The organism is Pseudovibrio denitrificans JCM 12308 (genome assembly GCF_001310815.1).
GTDB lineage: Bacteria > Pseudomonadota > Alphaproteobacteria > Rhizobiales > Stappiaceae > Pseudovibrio > Pseudovibrio denitrificans.
Window position 1 is genome coordinate 193,015 of the sequence record NZ_BAZK01000008.1, and the last position, 16,468, is coordinate 209,482.

16 protein-coding genes and 1 pseudogene are annotated in these 16,468 nt (G+C 53.2%); 6 read left to right on the forward strand and 11 right to left on the reverse strand.

What is annotated here, in order from left to right; all coding sequences use genetic code 11:
* Nucleotides 1–28 precede the first annotated feature (28 nt).
* The 6 genes and pseudogenes from JCM12308_RS12495 to JCM12308_RS12515 all read right to left on the reverse strand — a co-directional run bounded on the left by JCM12308_RS12495 (nucleotide 29) and on the right by JCM12308_RS12515 (nucleotide 6,760).
* A pseudogene (locus tag JCM12308_RS12495) lies at nucleotides 29–2,426 on the reverse strand (thiamine pyrophosphate-binding protein).
* 193 nt (nucleotides 2,427–2,619) lie between these two features.
* Nucleotides 2,620–2,763, reverse strand: coding sequence for an AbrB family transcriptional regulator (locus JCM12308_RS29825; RefSeq protein WP_208978520.1), 144 nt, complete (start codon nucleotides 2,761–2,763; stop codon nucleotides 2,620–2,622).
* A 115-nt stretch (nucleotides 2,764–2,878) separates the two neighbouring features.
* Nucleotides 2,879–3,673 (reverse strand): AbrB family transcriptional regulator, encoded by a 795-nt coding sequence (locus tag JCM12308_RS12500; protein WP_208978521.1) that lies wholly within the window; start codon nucleotides 3,671–3,673, stop codon nucleotides 2,879–2,881.
* A 26-nt stretch (nucleotides 3,674–3,699) separates the two neighbouring features.
* Complete coding sequence (locus JCM12308_RS12505; protein ID WP_054783938.1) at nucleotides 3,700–5,217, reverse strand: tripartite tricarboxylate transporter permease; 1,518 nt, start codon at nucleotides 5,215–5,217, stop codon at nucleotides 3,700–3,702.
* On the reverse strand, nucleotides 5,168–5,710 hold the full coding sequence (locus JCM12308_RS12510) for a tripartite tricarboxylate transporter TctB family protein (RefSeq protein WP_208978522.1): 543 nt from the start codon (nucleotides 5,708–5,710) through the stop codon (nucleotides 5,168–5,170). The genes JCM12308_RS12505 and JCM12308_RS12510 overlap by 50 nt, the downstream gene beginning before the upstream one ends.
* A gap of 66 nt (nucleotides 5,711–5,776) precedes the next feature.
* On the reverse strand, nucleotides 5,777–6,760 hold the full coding sequence (locus JCM12308_RS12515) for a Bug family tripartite tricarboxylate transporter substrate binding protein (protein ID WP_041769190.1): 984 nt from the start codon (nucleotides 6,758–6,760) through the stop codon (nucleotides 5,777–5,779).
* A 108-nt stretch (nucleotides 6,761–6,868) separates the two neighbouring features.
* Between JCM12308_RS12515 and JCM12308_RS12520 the strand changes: the two genes are divergently transcribed.
* The 6 genes from JCM12308_RS12520 to JCM12308_RS12540 all read left to right on the forward strand — a co-directional run bounded on the left by JCM12308_RS12520 (nucleotide 6,869) and on the right by JCM12308_RS12540 (nucleotide 11,865).
* Complete coding sequence (locus tag JCM12308_RS12520; protein ID WP_054783939.1) at nucleotides 6,869–7,534, forward strand: response regulator transcription factor; 666 nt, start codon at nucleotides 6,869–6,871, stop codon at nucleotides 7,532–7,534.
* Nucleotides 7,531–8,916, forward strand: coding sequence for a sensor histidine kinase (locus JCM12308_RS12525; protein WP_054783940.1), 1,386 nt, complete (start codon nucleotides 7,531–7,533; stop codon nucleotides 8,914–8,916). The genes JCM12308_RS12520 and JCM12308_RS12525 overlap by 4 nt, the downstream gene beginning before the upstream one ends.
* Nucleotides 8,886–9,923: an ABC transporter substrate-binding protein gene (locus JCM12308_RS12530; protein ID WP_054783941.1), complete on the forward strand. Its 1,038-nt coding sequence runs from the start codon at nucleotides 8,886–8,888 to the stop codon at nucleotides 9,921–9,923. The genes JCM12308_RS12525 and JCM12308_RS12530 overlap by 31 nt, the downstream gene beginning before the upstream one ends.
* Nucleotides 9,924–10,003: 80 nt before the next feature.
* A complete protein-coding gene (locus JCM12308_RS29830; protein WP_208978523.1) occupies nucleotides 10,004–10,153 on the forward strand; it encodes a GNAT family N-acetyltransferase in 150 nt (49 codons plus the stop codon).
* A 17-nt stretch (nucleotides 10,154–10,170) separates the two neighbouring features.
* The gene (locus tag JCM12308_RS29835; protein WP_208978524.1) at nucleotides 10,171–10,476 is read left to right on the forward strand and encodes a GNAT family N-acetyltransferase; all 306 of its coding nucleotides are present in this window, start codon (nucleotides 10,171–10,173) and stop codon (nucleotides 10,474–10,476) included.
* Between the two features lie 156 nt (nucleotides 10,477–10,632).
* The gene (locus tag JCM12308_RS12540) at nucleotides 10,633–11,865 is read left to right on the forward strand and encodes an MFS transporter (protein WP_054783942.1); all 1,233 of its coding nucleotides are present in this window, start codon (nucleotides 10,633–10,635) and stop codon (nucleotides 11,863–11,865) included.
* Nucleotides 11,866–11,969: 104 nt separating this feature from the next.
* Here the strand turns inward: JCM12308_RS12540 and JCM12308_RS12545 are convergent, their stop codons facing one another.
* The 5 genes from JCM12308_RS12545 to JCM12308_RS12565 all read right to left on the reverse strand — a co-directional run bounded on the left by JCM12308_RS12545 (nucleotide 11,970) and on the right by JCM12308_RS12565 (nucleotide 16,446).
* Entirely contained in the window at nucleotides 11,970–12,881 is a 912-nt protein-coding gene (locus tag JCM12308_RS12545; protein WP_054783943.1) for a TauD/TfdA dioxygenase family protein, read from the reverse strand.
* A 130-nt stretch (nucleotides 12,882–13,011) separates the two neighbouring features.
* Nucleotides 13,012–13,440, reverse strand: a complete 429-nt coding sequence (locus JCM12308_RS12550; protein ID WP_128647390.1) for a hypothetical protein — start codon at nucleotides 13,438–13,440, stop codon at nucleotides 13,012–13,014.
* 88 nt (nucleotides 13,441–13,528) lie between these two features.
* Complete coding sequence (locus tag JCM12308_RS12555) at nucleotides 13,529–14,242, reverse strand: hypothetical protein (RefSeq protein ID WP_054783945.1); 714 nt, start codon at nucleotides 14,240–14,242, stop codon at nucleotides 13,529–13,531.
* On the reverse strand, nucleotides 14,211–15,257 hold the full coding sequence (locus tag JCM12308_RS12560) for a GSCFA domain-containing protein (protein ID WP_054783946.1): 1,047 nt from the start codon (nucleotides 15,255–15,257) through the stop codon (nucleotides 14,211–14,213). Before JCM12308_RS12560 ends, JCM12308_RS12555 begins: the two co-directional genes overlap by 32 nt.
* 34 nt (nucleotides 15,258–15,291) lie before the next feature.
* Nucleotides 15,292–16,446 (reverse strand): MFS transporter, encoded by a 1,155-nt coding sequence (locus JCM12308_RS12565; protein WP_054783947.1) that lies wholly within the window; start codon nucleotides 16,444–16,446, stop codon nucleotides 15,292–15,294.
* Nucleotides 16,447–16,468: the final 22 nt, after the last annotated feature.

Consider the following 16,468-nt stretch of genomic DNA (forward strand, 5'->3'; position numbering starts at 1 on the left):
CACCACACATCGCTTCTGCCATGCAAGCCTAACTTGCTTTGATGTAGCGAATCTTGCCGCCTGTCGAAATCGTTTCAGCTGCACGTAAAATCGACTGGGTGTCGATTCCGTAATGCGCATAAAGGTCAGCGATGGTGCCTGTCTGCCCAAAGTGCTCCACACCAAGCGTGCGGATACTATTGCCTTTAACGGCGCCCAACCATGCAAGCGTTGCTGGGTGGCCATCCAGAACAGTGATCAGCGAGCAGTTATCCGGCACATCATCAAACAGGCGTTCAATATGACTGCGCGCATGCAATGCACCGCGATCTCTCGCACGCTGTGCAGCTGTCCAGCCTGCATTGAGGCGGTCAGCGGAGGTGATGGCAAGCAGCCCCACATCACGGCGATCCTCTGCCATCAGGCCAACGGCGTTGATCGCTTCAGGTGCAACAGCACCAGTATATGCAATCACGATCTCCGCATTCGGCCCCGGCTTGCGAAGCCAATAGGCGCCATCGACAATATCCTGCTCTTCTTCCGGCGTGAAAGTGCGCAGAGGTTGTTCCAGCGGACGAGTGGAAAGACGCAGATAGATGGAGCCTCCGGTCTGATCCCGCAGCCAGGTACGCTCATCCGGATCACCCTCACCATCTCGCTGCATATAGTCGAACCCAAAGCGCATAATAGTTGCCAACTCATCCACAAAGGCAGGTTCAAACGCAGCAAGTCCATCCTGCGCCATCCCAATCAACGGCGTGCTGATGGATTGGTGCGCACCACCTTCCGGCGCCAGCGTCACACCGGACGGCGTCGCCACCAGCATGAAGCGGGCATCCTGATAGCAGGCATAGTTCAGCTGGTCTGCAGCTCGCAAAATGAATGGATCGTAGACCGTGCCAATCGGCAGCAGGCGCTGACCGTTAATGCTGTGAGACAGCCCCAATGCGGAAAGCAGCAGGAACAGGTTGGATTCAGCGATGCCCAGCTCAATGTGCTGTCCTTGCGGAGAGAACGCCCATTTGAACGTTGAAGGGATCCGTTCCGCTTTGAACGTATCGGCCAGCTCTTCCTTGGCAAACAGTCCACGTTGGTTGACCCATGGACCAAGGTTTGTAGAGACCGTCACATCCGGTGCTGTGGTGACAATATGCTTTGCCAGCTCATCATCCTGCTTGGAGATTTCATGCAGGATCTGACCAAACCCCATCTGGTTGAGAGCATCTTCTCCGCAGCATTGGGTGCAGGCAGATGTGCGGGAACTGGCACAGTCTTAGCAGAATACCGGCGACTGCCTTTGGAGAAGAAGGGCGCTTCAGCAACAAACTTTTCCAAGTCCTGCGGATCGGTAGCACTCTCCCACTTGTCCCACTCATGTCCTTCGCGGATACCTTCCAGCTTACGGTACTCTTCTATCTGCTTGGACGTCATCAACCTGCATGATTGTCCTTGTGTCCAGCAAGAGGAAGACCAAAGCCTTTGACCGTGTAGCATAGGAAAAGAACGGGCCGATCATGCTTACCAGCCTCCTCAAAAGCTTCAATCAAGGAGGGTAGGTCATGACCACCCAGATTGCACATGAGCTTTGAAAGCTCTTCATCACTGCGGCGTTCGATCAGTTCAGTGACTTCACCTTGATCTCCCAGATCATCCAGCAGACGTTTACGCCATGCTGCTCCGCCCTGATAGGCGAGGGCGCAGTAAAGCTGGTTGGGGCACAGATCGATCCAATCACGCAGCTTGTTGCCACCCGGCTCTTTGAAAGCCTCTTCCTGCAGACTGCCATACTTGAGGGTCACCACGTCCCAACCGAAGTTGCGGAAGATGCTTTCGAACTTCTCCCAAAGCCCCTCACGGATCACCGCATCCAGAGACTGGCGATTATAATCCACGATCCACCAGCAGTTGCGCAGCCCGTGCTTCCAGCCTTCCAGCAATGCCTCGTAGATGTTGCCTTCATCCATCTCCGCATCGCCAACCAAAGAGATCATGCGACCTTCCGGTGCTTTGTTAAGACCGCCATGGGCCTTCACATAGTCTTGCACCAGTGAGGAAAACAGCGTTTGTGCGACACCAAGACCAACGGAGCCGGTTGAGAAGTCAACGTCATCAACGTCCTTGGTGCGTGATGGATAAGACTGTGCGCCATGAAATCCACGGAAGTTCTGCAGCTTCTCCAGGCTCTGGTTCCCGGCCAGATACTGGATTGCATGAAAGATTGGCCCGGCATGGGGTTTCACGGCCACCCGATCCTGTGGGCGCAGGCTATGAAAATAGAGCGCAGTCATGATGGTGCTGATGGAGGCGCAGGAAGCCTGATGGCCGCCAACTTTCACATCACCAACATCAGCCCCACGCAGATGGTTGGCATTGTGAATGGTCCAGGAGGCAAGCCATCGCACACGGCTTTCCAGTGTTCCCAAAGTTTCCAGTGAAGCTGCGCTCATTAAACTCCCCGTCGGTTTCATTGGAATAATTATTATTCCGCGAGGCTATCAGGTTGCCCTGAGAATTAATGTCTTGAGCCGATTGATATACCTTCATGAATAAGGGAAATTTTTGAGCTTTGGTCCAATTTGAGGAAAATACTTCCGCCTAACCTATTCGGAATGCATTTTTCAGCTCAACGCCTACGTAGATTCACGCCTGATCATTGAGTGGGGCAGAGGACTTAGAGCGCCTCAGCAACAGCGGCACAAGGAAGGTCAGGAGCAGAAGGCGAAAGACGTGGTGGGCGGCGACGAAGGTGGGGTCTAGTCCGCTCTGCACGGCAATAGCTGCCATGCTTCTACACCGCCGGGAGCAAAGGCCACGAACAGCAGGCTCGGGTCCAAACCAACCAGTGGCATAGCTAGTACTACGCCGAGGATAGCCATGCCGACGGTGATGAGAGTAACAGCTACACCCGCACCAATGGCCTTTGCGAAAAGGTCTGGCTGATGCCTTTGAAGCGAGTGCCGATCAAAGCTCCCATAACCAGAAATGAGCTGAGGGTGGCCCAGTCCGGCATCTTGCCCGGAGTGAACTCCGTCAGGTGTCCAAGTGAGGACACCAGCATTCCACCGAGTAAGTAAGCGGCAGGTAGTTTCATCTTCAGGAAGATGGTTCCCACCACAGCAGCACCCAGCAGAAGATAAATTGCGGAGAGTGGGGTGATGTTCTGTGCTGGGAGGAAAGAGACGCCGGTTTCTTCAAAAAGTAGGGTGATGAAGAGAGGCACGCAGATGGTGAGGAAGAGCACCCGTGTGCTCTGGGCAAGCCCGATACGCGTCACATCCGCTTTGGCATCTGCCGCCATGCTGAGAATGTAGCTCAGGTGCCCCGGTGAAGAGGCTAGTGAAGCATTGTAGGCATCAAAACCAAAGAAGCGAACCAGAACCACTCGGCTGAGCAGCATACTCAGAATAAGACTGATACCCAGAGCGAGGAAGCTGGCAGGCCATGTTACGGCGGCATCAATGACGGCTGATGTAACGCCGGAGCCGATGCCTGTGCCGAGCACGATAAAGCACAGGGTCCGCAGCCAAAGGGGAACGGTAACCGGTGCGCCGAGCATACCTCCAATGGAAACAGCCAGAGCAGAACCGGTGAGGGGGGCAGCGGGGAAACCGAGGAGAGAAAAAAGACTTGCTCCAGCGCCTGCAATTGCAAGCGTTATGGAAAGGTTGAAAAGGTCTTTTCTCTCAAATGTCAAAACTCAGTTTCCCAGCTGCTGTGTCATCAGTCGCTTTCAGCGGCCTGCAGTTCCTGTTTGCGTACGCGGCGCGCACGCAGGGTTGGCAGCACGACCAGAATAACCGCCAGAGCCAGCAGACCCATGGTCATTGGGCGTTCCAGAATAAAGCCAATGCCATCGTACAGCTGCATGGACCGAGAGAAATTATCTTCCAGCATGCTGCCCAGAATGAAGCCGATCAGCAGCGGTGCCAGCGGATAGTTGGCAAAGCGCAGAAGCGTTGCGCATATTCCGAAGCCCACGAGCATCAGAAGTTCCGTCGCGTTGTTCTGCCCAATATATGCACCCATAAGGGTGAAGAACAGAATGAACGGAATGAGATAATTGCGTGGAACAGCCAGCACCTTGGCGATGTAAGGGATCAGTGGCAGGTTCAGGATCAGCAGGATCACATTGCCCACATACATGGAGATGATCACGGACCAGAAGATCTCTGGCTGATCCACCATCAGGCGAGGGCCCGGCGAGACGTTCAGCGCGATGAGAGCACCGAGCAGGATCGCCGTGGTTCCAGACCCCGGGATGCCGAGGGTCAGCAGGGGAACGAAGGAACCGGTACACGCCGCGTTGTTGGCGGACTCAGGAGCGGCGAGGCCTTTGACGGAGCCTTTACCGAACTCAGCCTGTTCTTCTTTCGGCGCGATGTTTCGTTCAACGGCATAACCGAGGAAGGAAGCGATGGTCGCGCCAGCTCCCGGCAGAACACCGATGAGGAAGCCCTGAATGGATTGGCGCCCGATCACTGGAGTGATCTTCTTGGCTTCTTCCTTGGTGATGCGCAGGTCTTTGATGTCACCACCATTGCCACCGGAGTTGGAACGGGATGGGTCCAGCACGAGGAACAGTGCTTCTGGCAGAGCGAACATGGCCATTGCTAATGTGATGAAACCGAAGCCAGACTGAAGGTCCAAAATGCCCATGGTGAAGCGTGGCTGATTGAACAGCGCACCCTCGCCAACGGTTGCCATCATCAGGCCCACCAAAGTCATCAGCAGCGCTTTTGCCACCTGTCCGCTGCCTGCAAACGCGGCGATGGCTGAGAGGCCCACCACCATGAGTGCGAAGTACTCGGCGGAGTGGAAGAGCAGGGCGACAGAAGCCAGAGCCGGCGCGAAAATCATCAGCAGGATCGCGCCGATGCTACCACCTGCGAACGAAGCGATTGCCGCGACTGTCAGCGCTTTACCAGCTTTGCCTTGACGAGCCAGCGGATAGCCATCGAAGCTTGTGGCAACGGTGGAAGCCACACCCGGCGCATTGATGAGGATGGAGGAGGTAGACCCACCGAAGATCGCACCGTAATACACGCCTGCGAGCAGGATCAGCGCGGCAGATGGATCACCGATGGAGATCGCCACCGGGATCATGATGGCGATGATGGACATGGGGCCGAGGCCGGGCAGCATCCCAATGAAGGTGCCGATCAGGCAGCCGCCAATCACCATTAGCAGATTAGAGAACGAGAAAGCCGTCGAGAGGCCAATCCAGATACCGTCTAACATTATGGCCTCCTAGTTGAGAAATGTCGGCAGCGGGCTGAGGTAGATACCCAGCGTTTGCTGAACCAGATACCAGACGCCACCAGCGGCAACCGCGGCAACAGGCACGAGGATCGTAAAGCGTCGCTCGCCCAAGAGCTGCGCCAATCACGATGAAGAGCAGGGTGGAGAGCAGGAAGCCAGCAGGGCGCAATAACAAGGCGTAGGCCACCATCAAGGCCAGCAGAAAGACTGCCTGTCCGATATTATAGTCCCACAATCTGCTGAAATCGATCTCGTCCGCATCGCTTTCGGCAGGCTTCTTTTCAAAGCCGAGCAGAATGGCAAGGCTGGTGATTGCGGCCAATACTGCAATGACTTTTGGAAACGTGCTTGGCCAGATCGGGTTAAACCGCATGAAAGGCGGCAGGCCTGCGTCCATCATAAAGAACGCCGTGTATCCGTAGCTGAGGCTCACTGCCAGAATGACAAGAGCAATCCATCGGTCCAGTGCCATCATCCCCTCCCGTTGGCGTGGCAAGTGGATGCGCCCATTAGAGCGCATCCCATTATTTTTATTGGTTTAGAGGAAGCCCAGCTTCTTCATGAGATCGCCGATGGCCTTTTCCTGTCCTTCAAGGAAAGCCTGAAAGTCTTCGCCGGAGTTATGGATGTTGACCCAACCATTACGTGCACGCACTTCTTCCCACTCTGGAGTGGCGTACATCTTTGCAATTGCTTCCTGATAAGCGGTCAGCTGTGCTTCTGGCAGGCCAGGCGCCGCGAAGAAACCACGCCAGTTGACGAAGGTGGTGTCGATGCCCTGTTCCTTCATGGTTGGTGCATCACCATAAGCTGCAACGCGCTCATCCGCGGTCACACCAATGATCTTCACTTCACCTGCTTTTGCCAGTTCAACTGCTTCAGAGAAGCCTGTTGAAAGCGCGGCAATCTCACCAGAAAGAAGGGCTGCCATTGCTTTGCCGCCTGCGTCGTACGGGATGTACTTCACAGCAGTTGCGTCTTCGCCAGCTGCTTCCATCACCATGGCTGCAACGAGGTGGTCCATGCCGCCGGGAACGGAGCCGCCGCCGATAGCAGTGCCGCGCTTGTCAGCTTTGTAGGCTGCCAGCAGATCGCCCATGGAGTTGATGGAACTGTCTTTACCAACCACGATAGCTGCGTAGTCACCGATTGTGCCGGAAACCAGTGTCAGGTCGCGGAAGTTATGCGGGAATACACCGGTCAGGGAACGGATCACGATCGGGGTGGAATTCACCATCAGCGTGCCGTGCTGGCTTGCTGCGTTCTCGATTAGATAACCGATGGCCTTACCGCCACCGCCACCGGACATGTTCTCATAAGATGCGTTGCCGACAAGACCGGATTTGGTCAGCGCTTCGCCTGTGCCGCGTGCGGTGCCATCCCAGCCGCCGCCAGCACCACCTGGAATGAGGAAGTGGATGCTTTCAACCACTGGCTCCGCAATTGAAGCTGCAGGTAGTGAGAAAGTCGCCGCGGCCATAGCCGCTGCCGCAACCAAGCGGCGCGCCCGAATAAAACTCATTTTGTCCTCCCATTTGACAGGGGCAGCATTTGTCGCCCATGACTTACGTGAAAACACGGAAACCTGACACAAACCTGTCACCTCCTTGATTTTTTGGGGAAGCTAAAGATGAGATTTCTTCTCGTTGAAGATAACGCCAAACTGGCCACCTCCATCGCCGAACGTTTGACGCTGGACGGCCATGTAGTTGATCACGCAGCTGAAATTTCGACTGCTGAGGATTTTATCTCAACGGCAGATTACGACATGATCCTGCTCGATATTATGCTTCCTGACGGCGATGGACGAGATTTTCTAAATGAACACCGAGGGCGACAGGATGACACTCCGGTCATTGTTCTGACCGCGCGCTCGGAGGTTTCTGATCGGGTAGGGGTGCTTGATCTTGGAGCGGATGACTACATCACAAAACCCTTTGATTTCTCAGAGTTAGAAGCCCGCTGCCGGGCTGTGATGCGTCGTAAATCCGGCGGTGTGACCAACGCAAAACGATTCGGTGATCTGGTGTTCGATTCCTTAGCCGGAACACTGAAAATCGGCAGCAAAACGGTGAGCCTGCGCAACAAAGAGCTGCGTCTTTTGGAGATTTTTTTCAGTGCCCCGGACGTTATTTTCTCAAAAACCAAGCTTGTAGACAGATTATTTTCGTATGACGAGGACGTCTCTGAAAACGCAATCGAGGTCTATGTGGCCCGTCTACGCAGGCATATATCATCTTCCTCCGTGCAGATCATCACCGTGCGCGGGCTGGGTTATCGGTTGAGCCTGACATGACGTTAGAAGCCAACATCTCCGGCTCCATCCGCCGTCGTCTGACCCTACAGCTGCTCGGTATCGCTGCTGTGCTTGCGGCCCTGTTGTTTGTGATGGTGATGACCTACGCCAAGCAGGTGGCAGAAGAGTCGCAGGACAACATCCTGTCTGCATCAGCAACCTCCATTCTGGACAGTGCCGCCATCCAGAGCGGGGAGGTCACCGTCGATATTCCATACTCCGCGCTTTCCATGCTGGGGAACGTGAGTGATGACCGCGTGTTCTATCGCGTTATGGCTGATGGCAAGTACCTCACCGGTTATGAAAGCTTACCCGATGCCTATACGGCGAAAGGGCGGGAGAACCACCGCTTCATCACCTCCCATTATCTGGGCGAGAGCATCCGCATGGTGTCTGCCACCCGCCGACTTTCCAATGCATCAGGCCCTGTTGAAGTGACTGTTTCTGTTGCTCAAACCCTGAAGCGGCAGCGTGAAACTCTGGAGCGCATCTCCACCAACGCCGCTTATCTCGGCTTCGGCTTCTTCATCGCCGCGGCTGTGCTTGGCGTTTTGACAGCTCAATCCGCCGTTCGGCCTGTACAAACACTGGCAAATTCCGTTTCCAGAAGAGGCCCGCAAGACCTGCGTGCCGTGCAAGCCCCTGTGCCGGGAGAGATGGCACCACTGGTGGTCGCACTCAACCGTTTCATGGCTCGCCTGAAGAAATCACTGACCCGATCTGAAGAGTTCATCGCCGAAGCGGCCCACCGCATCCGCACGCCACTGGCAGTGCTGCGCACACAAGCGGAAATCGCCCTGCGGCGCGTGGAACGCCCTGAAAACAGGGCGGCATTGAAAGAGATGATCCGCGCCATTGATGAAAGTTCGCGCGCGGCTGGCCAGTTGCTGGATCACGCCATGGTCTCTTTCCGCACAGACCATCTGGAAGTGAAGGAAATCAATCTGCTGGAGTTGGCCGATGAAACATTGGAACGCTTACGGCCTCTGGCAGAAATGCAGGACAAAACACTCAGCTTGCACGGAGAAGAACTGCCTTCCATCAAAGGTGATGCAATCCTCATTCAAAACGCTCTGAGCAACATTCTGGACAACGCCATCAAGTACGCTCCACAAGGCGAAGATGTAAAAATAACCGTCACTCATGAAGACAAATGGGTGGTGCTCTCGGTCTATGATCAAGGCCCAGGCTTTGCACCAGAAGACATCGAGAAGCTCACAGAACGGTTCTCACGCGGCAAAAACGCTGAGGACACCGTTGGCTCTGGTCTGGGACTTACTATTGCCGAAGAGGTAACACAGGCTCACGGCGGACACCTGAAACTTTCAAACAGAACAAATGTCAGAGGCGCATGCGTATCCTTCTATTTCCCTCAGTCCTGATTGTGTTGTTGGTGTCGCTGCTTTCAGCCCGCGCCTATGAGATTGAGCAGCACAAGGTCTTCCCAGCCTCACAGGAGGCCCAGACCCTGCGCATCATCTCCAACTCCGACATCGATATCTTCGCCCCGATGGTGGAGGCCTTCCAGCGCAAGTATCCGAGCGTTTCCATTGATTACACCGTGGTCAGCAGCACCGAGCTGATGAAAGCGCTCTATGAGGAACGGCAGGTGTTTGACGTGGCCATCTCCTCAGCGATGGACCTACAGGTTAAGCTGGCTAATGATGGTTTCACAAAACCACACAGCTCCTCAGTTGCTGGCCTGATGCCGGACTGGGCCCGCTGGCGTGACCACGTGTTTGCCTTCACGCAGGAACCAGCCTCCGTGGTTTACTCCAAGTCCGCTTTTGAGGGACTGGAAGTGCCAACCTCTCGCCAGAACCTCATCTCAACTCTGCGCAACAATCCCGACCGCTTCCTCAACAAAGTCGGCACCTACGACATTCGCCAGAGCGGGCTTGGCTTTCTGTTCGCCACGCAGGATGCACGCACCTCAGACACATTTTGGCGTCTCAATGAAGTGATGGGCAGCCTCAATGCTAAGCTTTATTGCTGCTCTGCGGATATGATCTCTGACATCACAACAGGCGATCTGGCCGTGGCCTACAACGTGCTCGGCTCCTATGCCTCGGCGCGGGCAGCAAAAGACCCTGATGTTGGCATTCTGGAACTGGAAGACTTCACCACATTGATGCTTCGCTCCGCCATTATTCCAGCAGGTGCAGAACAGCCAGAAATCGCAGGTGATTTCATTGATCACCTGATCACCGCCAGCTGGAGCGAGGAGGGCGCAGACTACTACCCTTACCCAAAGCTCAATCATAGCGAGGTGGCACCAAACCTGTCCTTGCGCGCTATTCGGTTAGGCCCCGGCCTGCTGGTCTATCAGGACAACCTCAAGCGTCAGCACTTCCTTCAGGAGTGGCAGAACGCGATCATTCAGCAGTGACAAGAGATGAACCATTTTCTCTTTTCAGCTGACTGAGTTTGTGGCATGACACGCCTCCCAAATTCAGATGAGTGAAGTCCATGAGTGTTATGATCCGCCCGCTAGAAATCTCCGATGCCCCTCAATGCGCACAGATCTATTATGATGCGATCATGATCGGAGCGAAGGATTACTACACAACAGAACAGCTCAACGCATGGGCAGGTCCTCAACTCAACCCGGAAGGCTGACGAAAAATCTGGATGGAATGACAGGTTTTGTGGCTATCAAAGAAGATGCCGTCATCGGTTTCATGACCATCGATATGGAAGGCTACATCAAGTTTGCATTTGTAAGCCCGTTTGAGAGCCGCAAAGGCGTTGCAACAGCCATCTACAACGCTCTGCTGAACTGGGCAATTGAGCGCAACATCCCAACTCTGTCGTCAGATATCAGCCTTGCCGCCAGGCCCTTCTTCCTCCGTCAGGACTGGCAAGTGGTCCGCCAACAAGCTCCGGTGTGCAGAGGCATCACGCTGACAAACTTCCACATGACCAAAGCGCTGACTGCTTAGTCCGATCCATTCAATCGGCCTATCACTATTGTCATTCGGGCTTAGCCTTGACCATCCAACCAGAATGGTCACTATGGAAGCGCTTAACCTGCGGCTTACTCATTCAGCAGGCTGCATTTTGCTTATTGATTTCATATATTTTCTTTAGAGGCCACATTGTCAGACGCCACTTTAAAAGCCAGATGGGGGCAGATCAGCCTACTGTTTTCTGCAAATTTTCTGTCGCTTCTCGGCAATGGTTTGTCTGCAATTGCCATCCCGTGGTTCGTGTATGATTTGACGGGCAATGCTGTCATCACCGCAACAGTCGCCATTGCAGGGCAGTTGCCCAACATCATCGTGGGCCTCTTCAGCGGTCCGTTGATTGACCGTTACTCCGCCAGAACCGTGAGCATCTTCTGTGATGGTGTAAACGCTGTCGCAGTGCTGCTTATACCGCTGCTCTATGCCGTCGAGATGCTGGACGTGGCCTTGCTTGGCTTCTTCGTCTTTCTGTCTCAGGTGATTGACGTTCCGGGGCAAACCTCCAAAGCTGTCATGATCCCGGCTTTGATCGACAAAGAAGGCTTGCCACGTGAACGGGTGAACGGGCTCAACTCTTTGCTGGAGACTGGCGCCGATCTTTTGACGCCATCACTGGCGGGTATTCTCATCGCTGTTTTTGGTGCAACCACGGTTCTGCTTCTGGACTCCCTTAGCTTTCTGATGGCCCTGATGATCGTCTCCATGGGCATCAAAGCCAGCCATGTTAGCACTCCGCCCCAATCAGAACCGCAACCGACAAAAGAAGCGTGGAAGTGGATGTTCACCACGCCTAGCATATTGAAACTGGGCATCTATGATCTGATCATCAACACCGTCGCTGTTTCCTTGTTGTCGCTGGTGCTGCCAGTGCTGGCAAACGCGAATGATAAGCAGGCCATCTGGCTGGGTATCTGGCTCACCTGTTTCGCCTGCGGCACCACACTCACAACTATCGCCTACACGGTTCTGGGCCACCGCATCTCATCTCTCCGCCTTTTGCAGCTCACGCCAATCGGCCAGGCTATTGGCCTTGGCCTTCTGCTCTGGGTGTTTGCGGACATTACCAACATGAGCCTCACCCCAACGGCTGGCATCGTCGCAGCACTTGGAATGTTCCTCTACGGCCTTAACCTCGGCGTTGGCAGCGTGGTTGACGCAACCGTGCTCCAGAAACTTGTCCCCGAAGCCAAACGCGGCACCGTCTTCTCCACCTTCTCCTCCCTCCGCTACACCGGCGTCCCCCTAGGCCTCCTCCTCAGCGGCATCCTACTGGAGCAAAACAACCCAACAATGCTGTTCGGCACGTTCATAGGGCTGCTGCTGGTGAACGCTGTGATTTGGTTTTGGGGCAGATTGGAAGTGTGAGGAAGGTGGGTCTTAAAGCAGATATATTCAAGTTCCATAATACATCTTATGTGCAACATATATTTAGCAACCTCGAGCTCCCACCTCACACATCCGTTTACAAGTTATTCCACCAACTCAGCCTCTTTCTGAGTTCGATTAACTTCAGCCGCCGTCGGCTGTGTGCCGAGAACGGTTACGCGTTCACCAAATCTGGAGTAAGGATAATAGTCCCAGACGGCACGGTGTTGTGTACAGCGGTTATCCCAGAAAACCAATGTACCTGGTTCCCAACGGATGCGGCAGTTCAGAGCTTGCTCACGTTCGACAAATTGGAAGAGCATGTTCAAAATGGCCGTACTCTCGTCCTCAGAAAGATCAGGAATGTGAGTTGTGAAACCTGAGTTTACGAAGAGCATTGGTCTGCCGGTATCAGGATGCTTCGCTACAATTGGGTGTTCTGTTTTGGGAAGCCCTTCAGGCGGAGTGAAGCCTTTCCAGGGCACTGCGCCATCATGAATGGCGGTCAGACCGAGCAGAAACTCCCTCATTGCAGGAGATAACATTTCATAGGCGAGATGCATGTTTGCAAACAGAGTGTCTCCACCGCATCCAATCTCAGGCGTTTCGTGCATATACAGCATTGAGCCGAGTGAAGGTGCCGGGTCAGCTGTGCCATCCGTATGCCAGACTTCTCCGGCTACAAAACGAGACTTTTCGCTGGCCCGAATTAAGACAATCTCCGGATCATCACCATCAATATCGCTTAATGGGAGCGCCCGCAGCTTTCCAAACTTTCGGGCAAATGCTTTCTGCTGATCCTTTGTCAGTGTCTGATTGCGAAATACCAGAACGTGGTTTTCCAGGAACGCACGGTGGATTTCATCGTGCTGTTCTTTGGAAGCTCCTTCGGAAAGATCTACGCCGCTGACTTCAGCTCCAATTACTGGTGTGAGGCGATTAACTTCTATGTGGTGATAAGCCTCGCGAGGTTCTGCTGCGATGCGTTCAATAGCTTTCAATGCGTTCGGATGCATGACGTTCCTTCCTCGGAAAACATAAGAAATCAGATTACTGGCGTAAGAGTGAGATGCTGGAGCCCCTCGCAGTACCGCGCTTCCAACTCACCAAATGCATGAGCGGCGGCGAAAGCGTATGCGAAGGCTTTTAAAAGGCTGAGTAAAGCAACCTCGTCCAAGCTTGAGGGCTTTCAGAGGCAAACAATCGGGAGGCAATCTTTGAATGAACCTGCGCATTTGCACGCGCAAAGGCCTGTGTGTTGGCTTCGCTGTTCAAGGTCCCATAGTAATCAGCATATGCCTCTGAAGAGCCAAACTCTTTCTCAATCATCTCTTTGTTGCCGGCAGCAAACTCAAGAGCACTCCTATGAGAAACGCGATAGGTTTTCTCGGCAATGAATGCTAAGCGAAATAGAACGACAAAGGCTTTCTCTGCTGCGTTGAGCCAATGCTCAAAAGGTATGCCCTCCCCTGCCACAGCTTTGCGATGCATGTTCTGGAGACTTTCTAACTCCCGACAGTTTTCACCTCGCATTTGAGCGGCTTCTATTCCCATAGGTAAAGCAGTCTCAGCCATGTACCTATGAAGTCGATGGCCTGTCTCATCGCGAGAGAACGAGGTTATGCATGCGACCAAGGAGGTTTCCAGCTGAAGTCGCTTTAAGTCAGGCCGTGACATGATTTGTCGTCCTCTGGCTGGTGAATGCATCTAGTAGGACCTGACCAAACGCTACGTTCCCATGGATCGGGTCATTTTCCTGCGAAAAATCATCGAGTTGCAGGCCATCTCTACCAACTGTGCCTTGGCGAACATCCAGAGCCTTCAAACCCATACGATTTGCTTCTGCAATCAACACACTTTGTGCTGCGCGAAAGACATTGGGCTCTGAAGTTTCAGGTACTTTTTGAGGAGGAAGGACAGCCGTAACGTTAATGTCTTTTTCGATTAGTGATCGATAAAAATCTAAGGCACCTTGTGCCATAACGCAGATAAGGTCGTGAAATAGCTGGCTCTCAAGAAAAGATTGGGAAAGCGTGTGATCCGCTTCCCGGTATATCTCCCAGTTCTCAGAGGTCGCATAAAAGTGCAGCGCGAAGCCGAAAGTGCAGAGAAGCGGCAGTTTCACATCCAGCAAAGAGCTGGCATTCAACTCCTTTAGAAAGCTCTGGTACATTTCATCAGCGTAGCTGCTGCGAAACGTTAGCTTCTCAGCATCCCAGTCCACAAAAGGAGCAGTGAACTCCCGCCCTGCTCCCATTGGCCCGCCAACGAACGGAACACCAGTTTCTTTGGCAGCGCGTCCGATTGCACCGGCATGAGAATCTCCAAGCAGCAAGAACTGCGGATCATTTGTAGTAGTCGAGCAGTTCTTCTTCACAGATGATATCCTCAAACGGCAATGATGATCGAATGCCTTCTTCAGCAGTTTTGTGTTGCGTCTGATCTCTGAGATAAATGCTGTTAAAGAAGTGGTTCATTACAAAGCGCACGCCAGTTGGCGTGATTGTGCGCTTGTTTGGATTGTAGAATACGCCATTCATGGGAGGTGATGCAACCAACTCATAGGATGGAAAGTACTCAACGTTTTCATTACTTGCTTCCAACTGACCGGCGACAGCGCGCAGAACAGACTTTGTGTAGGTTGAGGCTGTCAGTACGTGATGCTGTGTGAAGGTCGCAGTGACCGGAACAGGCGAAACTGTAAAAACCAAACGCAAACGCGGATTGTATCGCCCCAAGAGATCAATGCACTCCTGAAAGTCAGTGTGAATCTCGTTGAACGTAAAGTTATGTGCTTTATGCAAACGTTCATCGAACCGGCCTTGCACCGTTCCGGGACACATCGGATACACCACATCCGTTGCAGTGTTTAGCCAGGCTTCAGTCAGCCCCATGGTGAACACGAATACATCAGCGGAAGAAACGGCTTGGCGGATTGCTTCTAAAGTAACCTCACGCGATGCCCACATTGCATGCGGACTATCGAAACCAACTGGTGTTATGTTGGGCCGAAACGGATCAAAATAGCGCTCTCCGTCATTCCAAACTTCCTTAGAGGGCGAGGTTTCCTCAAACGCCCACTTCAGCCATTGCAGCAGTAAACGAGCGGTGTAGATGTTCCCTGTCCGGAATGAGAAAACACCATAATTCAGCTCATGCGCTTCTTTTGCACCGAGCTCGCCTGCTGCCGTTTCAGCATTTAGCCAGTTCATTCCTCTGCGCTGTAGCTCTTTACCCATGTTCTGAGAGAAACAAGATCCAGCAGTAATGATCGCAGCATCTTTGGAGATCTGAAACTTTGGCTTCCAAACCTCTGAGATTGAAAAATAGTCTTTTTCAGCAACGGAGGGGCGCCAAAACTTATTGGGAGGTAAAGAACTGTATGGGTTCATTTTACACCTCTCCTCACATGACCCGAACTAAATATCATGCGACCTCCTCAGCAACTTTTTCTTTGATTTCGGTTGCACTTAACAACCTGAAACTCACGTAAGCCACGGGTAGGCACAGCATCGCAGAGGCCAGGAACAATGGTCCGCCGCCGAAGCGTTCAATCACGAGTGCAGCAACAAAAGGAACGGCTGCAGCTCCTGCATTGGACAGCATGTAGAGCCCCATATAACTGTTCCTAAGACGGACCGGCGCCATACGGTCAACCACAGTGGCGAACAAAGGCATGGCGATGATTTCTGCGAGTGTCGCCAGTGCTATCGCGACAAGCCACAGCTCCATCATCTCAGCCCTATTGAAGGCAACGACCAATAGTCCGAGCATCAGGAAGAAGAACGCAACCAAAACAGCTTTCTGCTCCTCAAGAGCGATAAGCCATTTCATCAAGAACAGGTGGACGATCAGAACAACGCTTGTGTTGGTCACGTTTATCGACGCAATGATCCCATTGATGTTTGCCGTCTCAAGGAACAATAGGAAAAACGTGAGGGGCTCATCCATTTGTGCATACAGGATGACGAGAAAGAAGTTGGACACAAACAGTGTCATGAAAAGACGATCCGTTAAAGCTACCTTCAGCAACCTGGGGATCGGGACTTCCTCTTCTCTGTTTGTTGCAATGATAGTCCGCGTGACGCTGGCTGAAATACAGGCCGCTAAGATGGCATAAGCTATTGCCCCGGCAAGAAAAGCCAAGTTTGAGTTATTACTAGCAAACCACACCCCGCATAAAGGCCCCAGCGCCCCTGCAATGTTGACTAGATAGTACCTCAAATGGAACAGCAGCGCGCGATCCTCATCTTTCGCCGCGCAATCTCCCAAGGCAGAGCGCAAAAGCGGCTCCAAGGCTCCATTTGCAACAGACATCGCGATGATGACTGCAAAATATACCGGTTCACTGCTCCAGAGCACGAGTACGCAATAGAGCCCCATGATCACCAGTGTGCTTAGCAGCATGATCGCCTGGCGGTTCAGTTTGTCTGCAACAACTCCGCTTATTGGCGATGTCAAAATTGCTGCAAATGCCGATATGGAAAAAATCACTCCGAGCTCAGCAATTGAAGTTCCAAATCGCCGTGCCATGAGCACTGCAAGAAGGGCCAGATCATAAAAGAAGCTAAGCGCGCACAAAAAGTACCGATCAGGATTGTTT

Bases quoted from the DNA above. Each gene is read 5' to 3' on its own strand.
- JCM12308_RS29825 (WP_208978520.1), bottom strand. From the start codon at position 2,763: ATGGCAGCTATTGCCGTGCAGAGCGGACTAGACCCCACCTTCGTCGCC.
- JCM12308_RS12505 (WP_054783938.1), bottom strand. From the start codon at position 5,217: ATGTTAGACGGTATCTGGATTGGCCTCTCGACGGCTTTCTCGTTCTCT.
- JCM12308_RS12510 (WP_208978522.1), bottom strand. From the start codon at position 5,710: ATGGCACTGGACCGATGGATTGCTCTTGTCATTCTGGCAGTGAGCCTC.
- JCM12308_RS12515 (WP_041769190.1), bottom strand. From the start codon at position 6,760: ATGAGTTTTATTCGGGCGCGCCGCTTGGTTGCGGCAGCGGCTATGGCC.
- JCM12308_RS12520 (WP_054783939.1), top strand. From the start codon at position 6,869: ATGAGATTTCTTCTCGTTGAAGATAACGCCAAACTGGCCACCTCCATC.
- JCM12308_RS12525 (WP_054783940.1), top strand. From the start codon at position 7,531: ATGACGTTAGAAGCCAACATCTCCGGCTCCATCCGCCGTCGTCTGACC.
- JCM12308_RS12530 (WP_054783941.1), top strand. From the start codon at position 8,886: ATGCGTATCCTTCTATTTCCCTCAGTCCTGATTGTGTTGTTGGTGTCG.
- JCM12308_RS29830 (WP_208978523.1), top strand. From the start codon at position 10,004: ATGAGTGTTATGATCCGCCCGCTAGAAATCTCCGATGCCCCTCAATGC.
- JCM12308_RS29835 (WP_208978524.1), top strand. From the start codon at position 10,171: ATGACAGGTTTTGTGGCTATCAAAGAAGATGCCGTCATCGGTTTCATG.
- JCM12308_RS12545 (WP_054783943.1), bottom strand. From the start codon at position 12,881: ATGCATCCGAACGCATTGAAAGCTATTGAACGCATCGCAGCAGAACCT.
- JCM12308_RS12550 (WP_128647390.1), bottom strand. From the start codon at position 13,440: ATGGCTGAGACTGCTTTACCTATGGGAATAGAAGCCGCTCAAATGCGA.
- JCM12308_RS12560 (WP_054783946.1), bottom strand. From the start codon at position 15,257: ATGAACCCATACAGTTCTTTACCTCCCAATAAGTTTTGGCGCCCCTCC.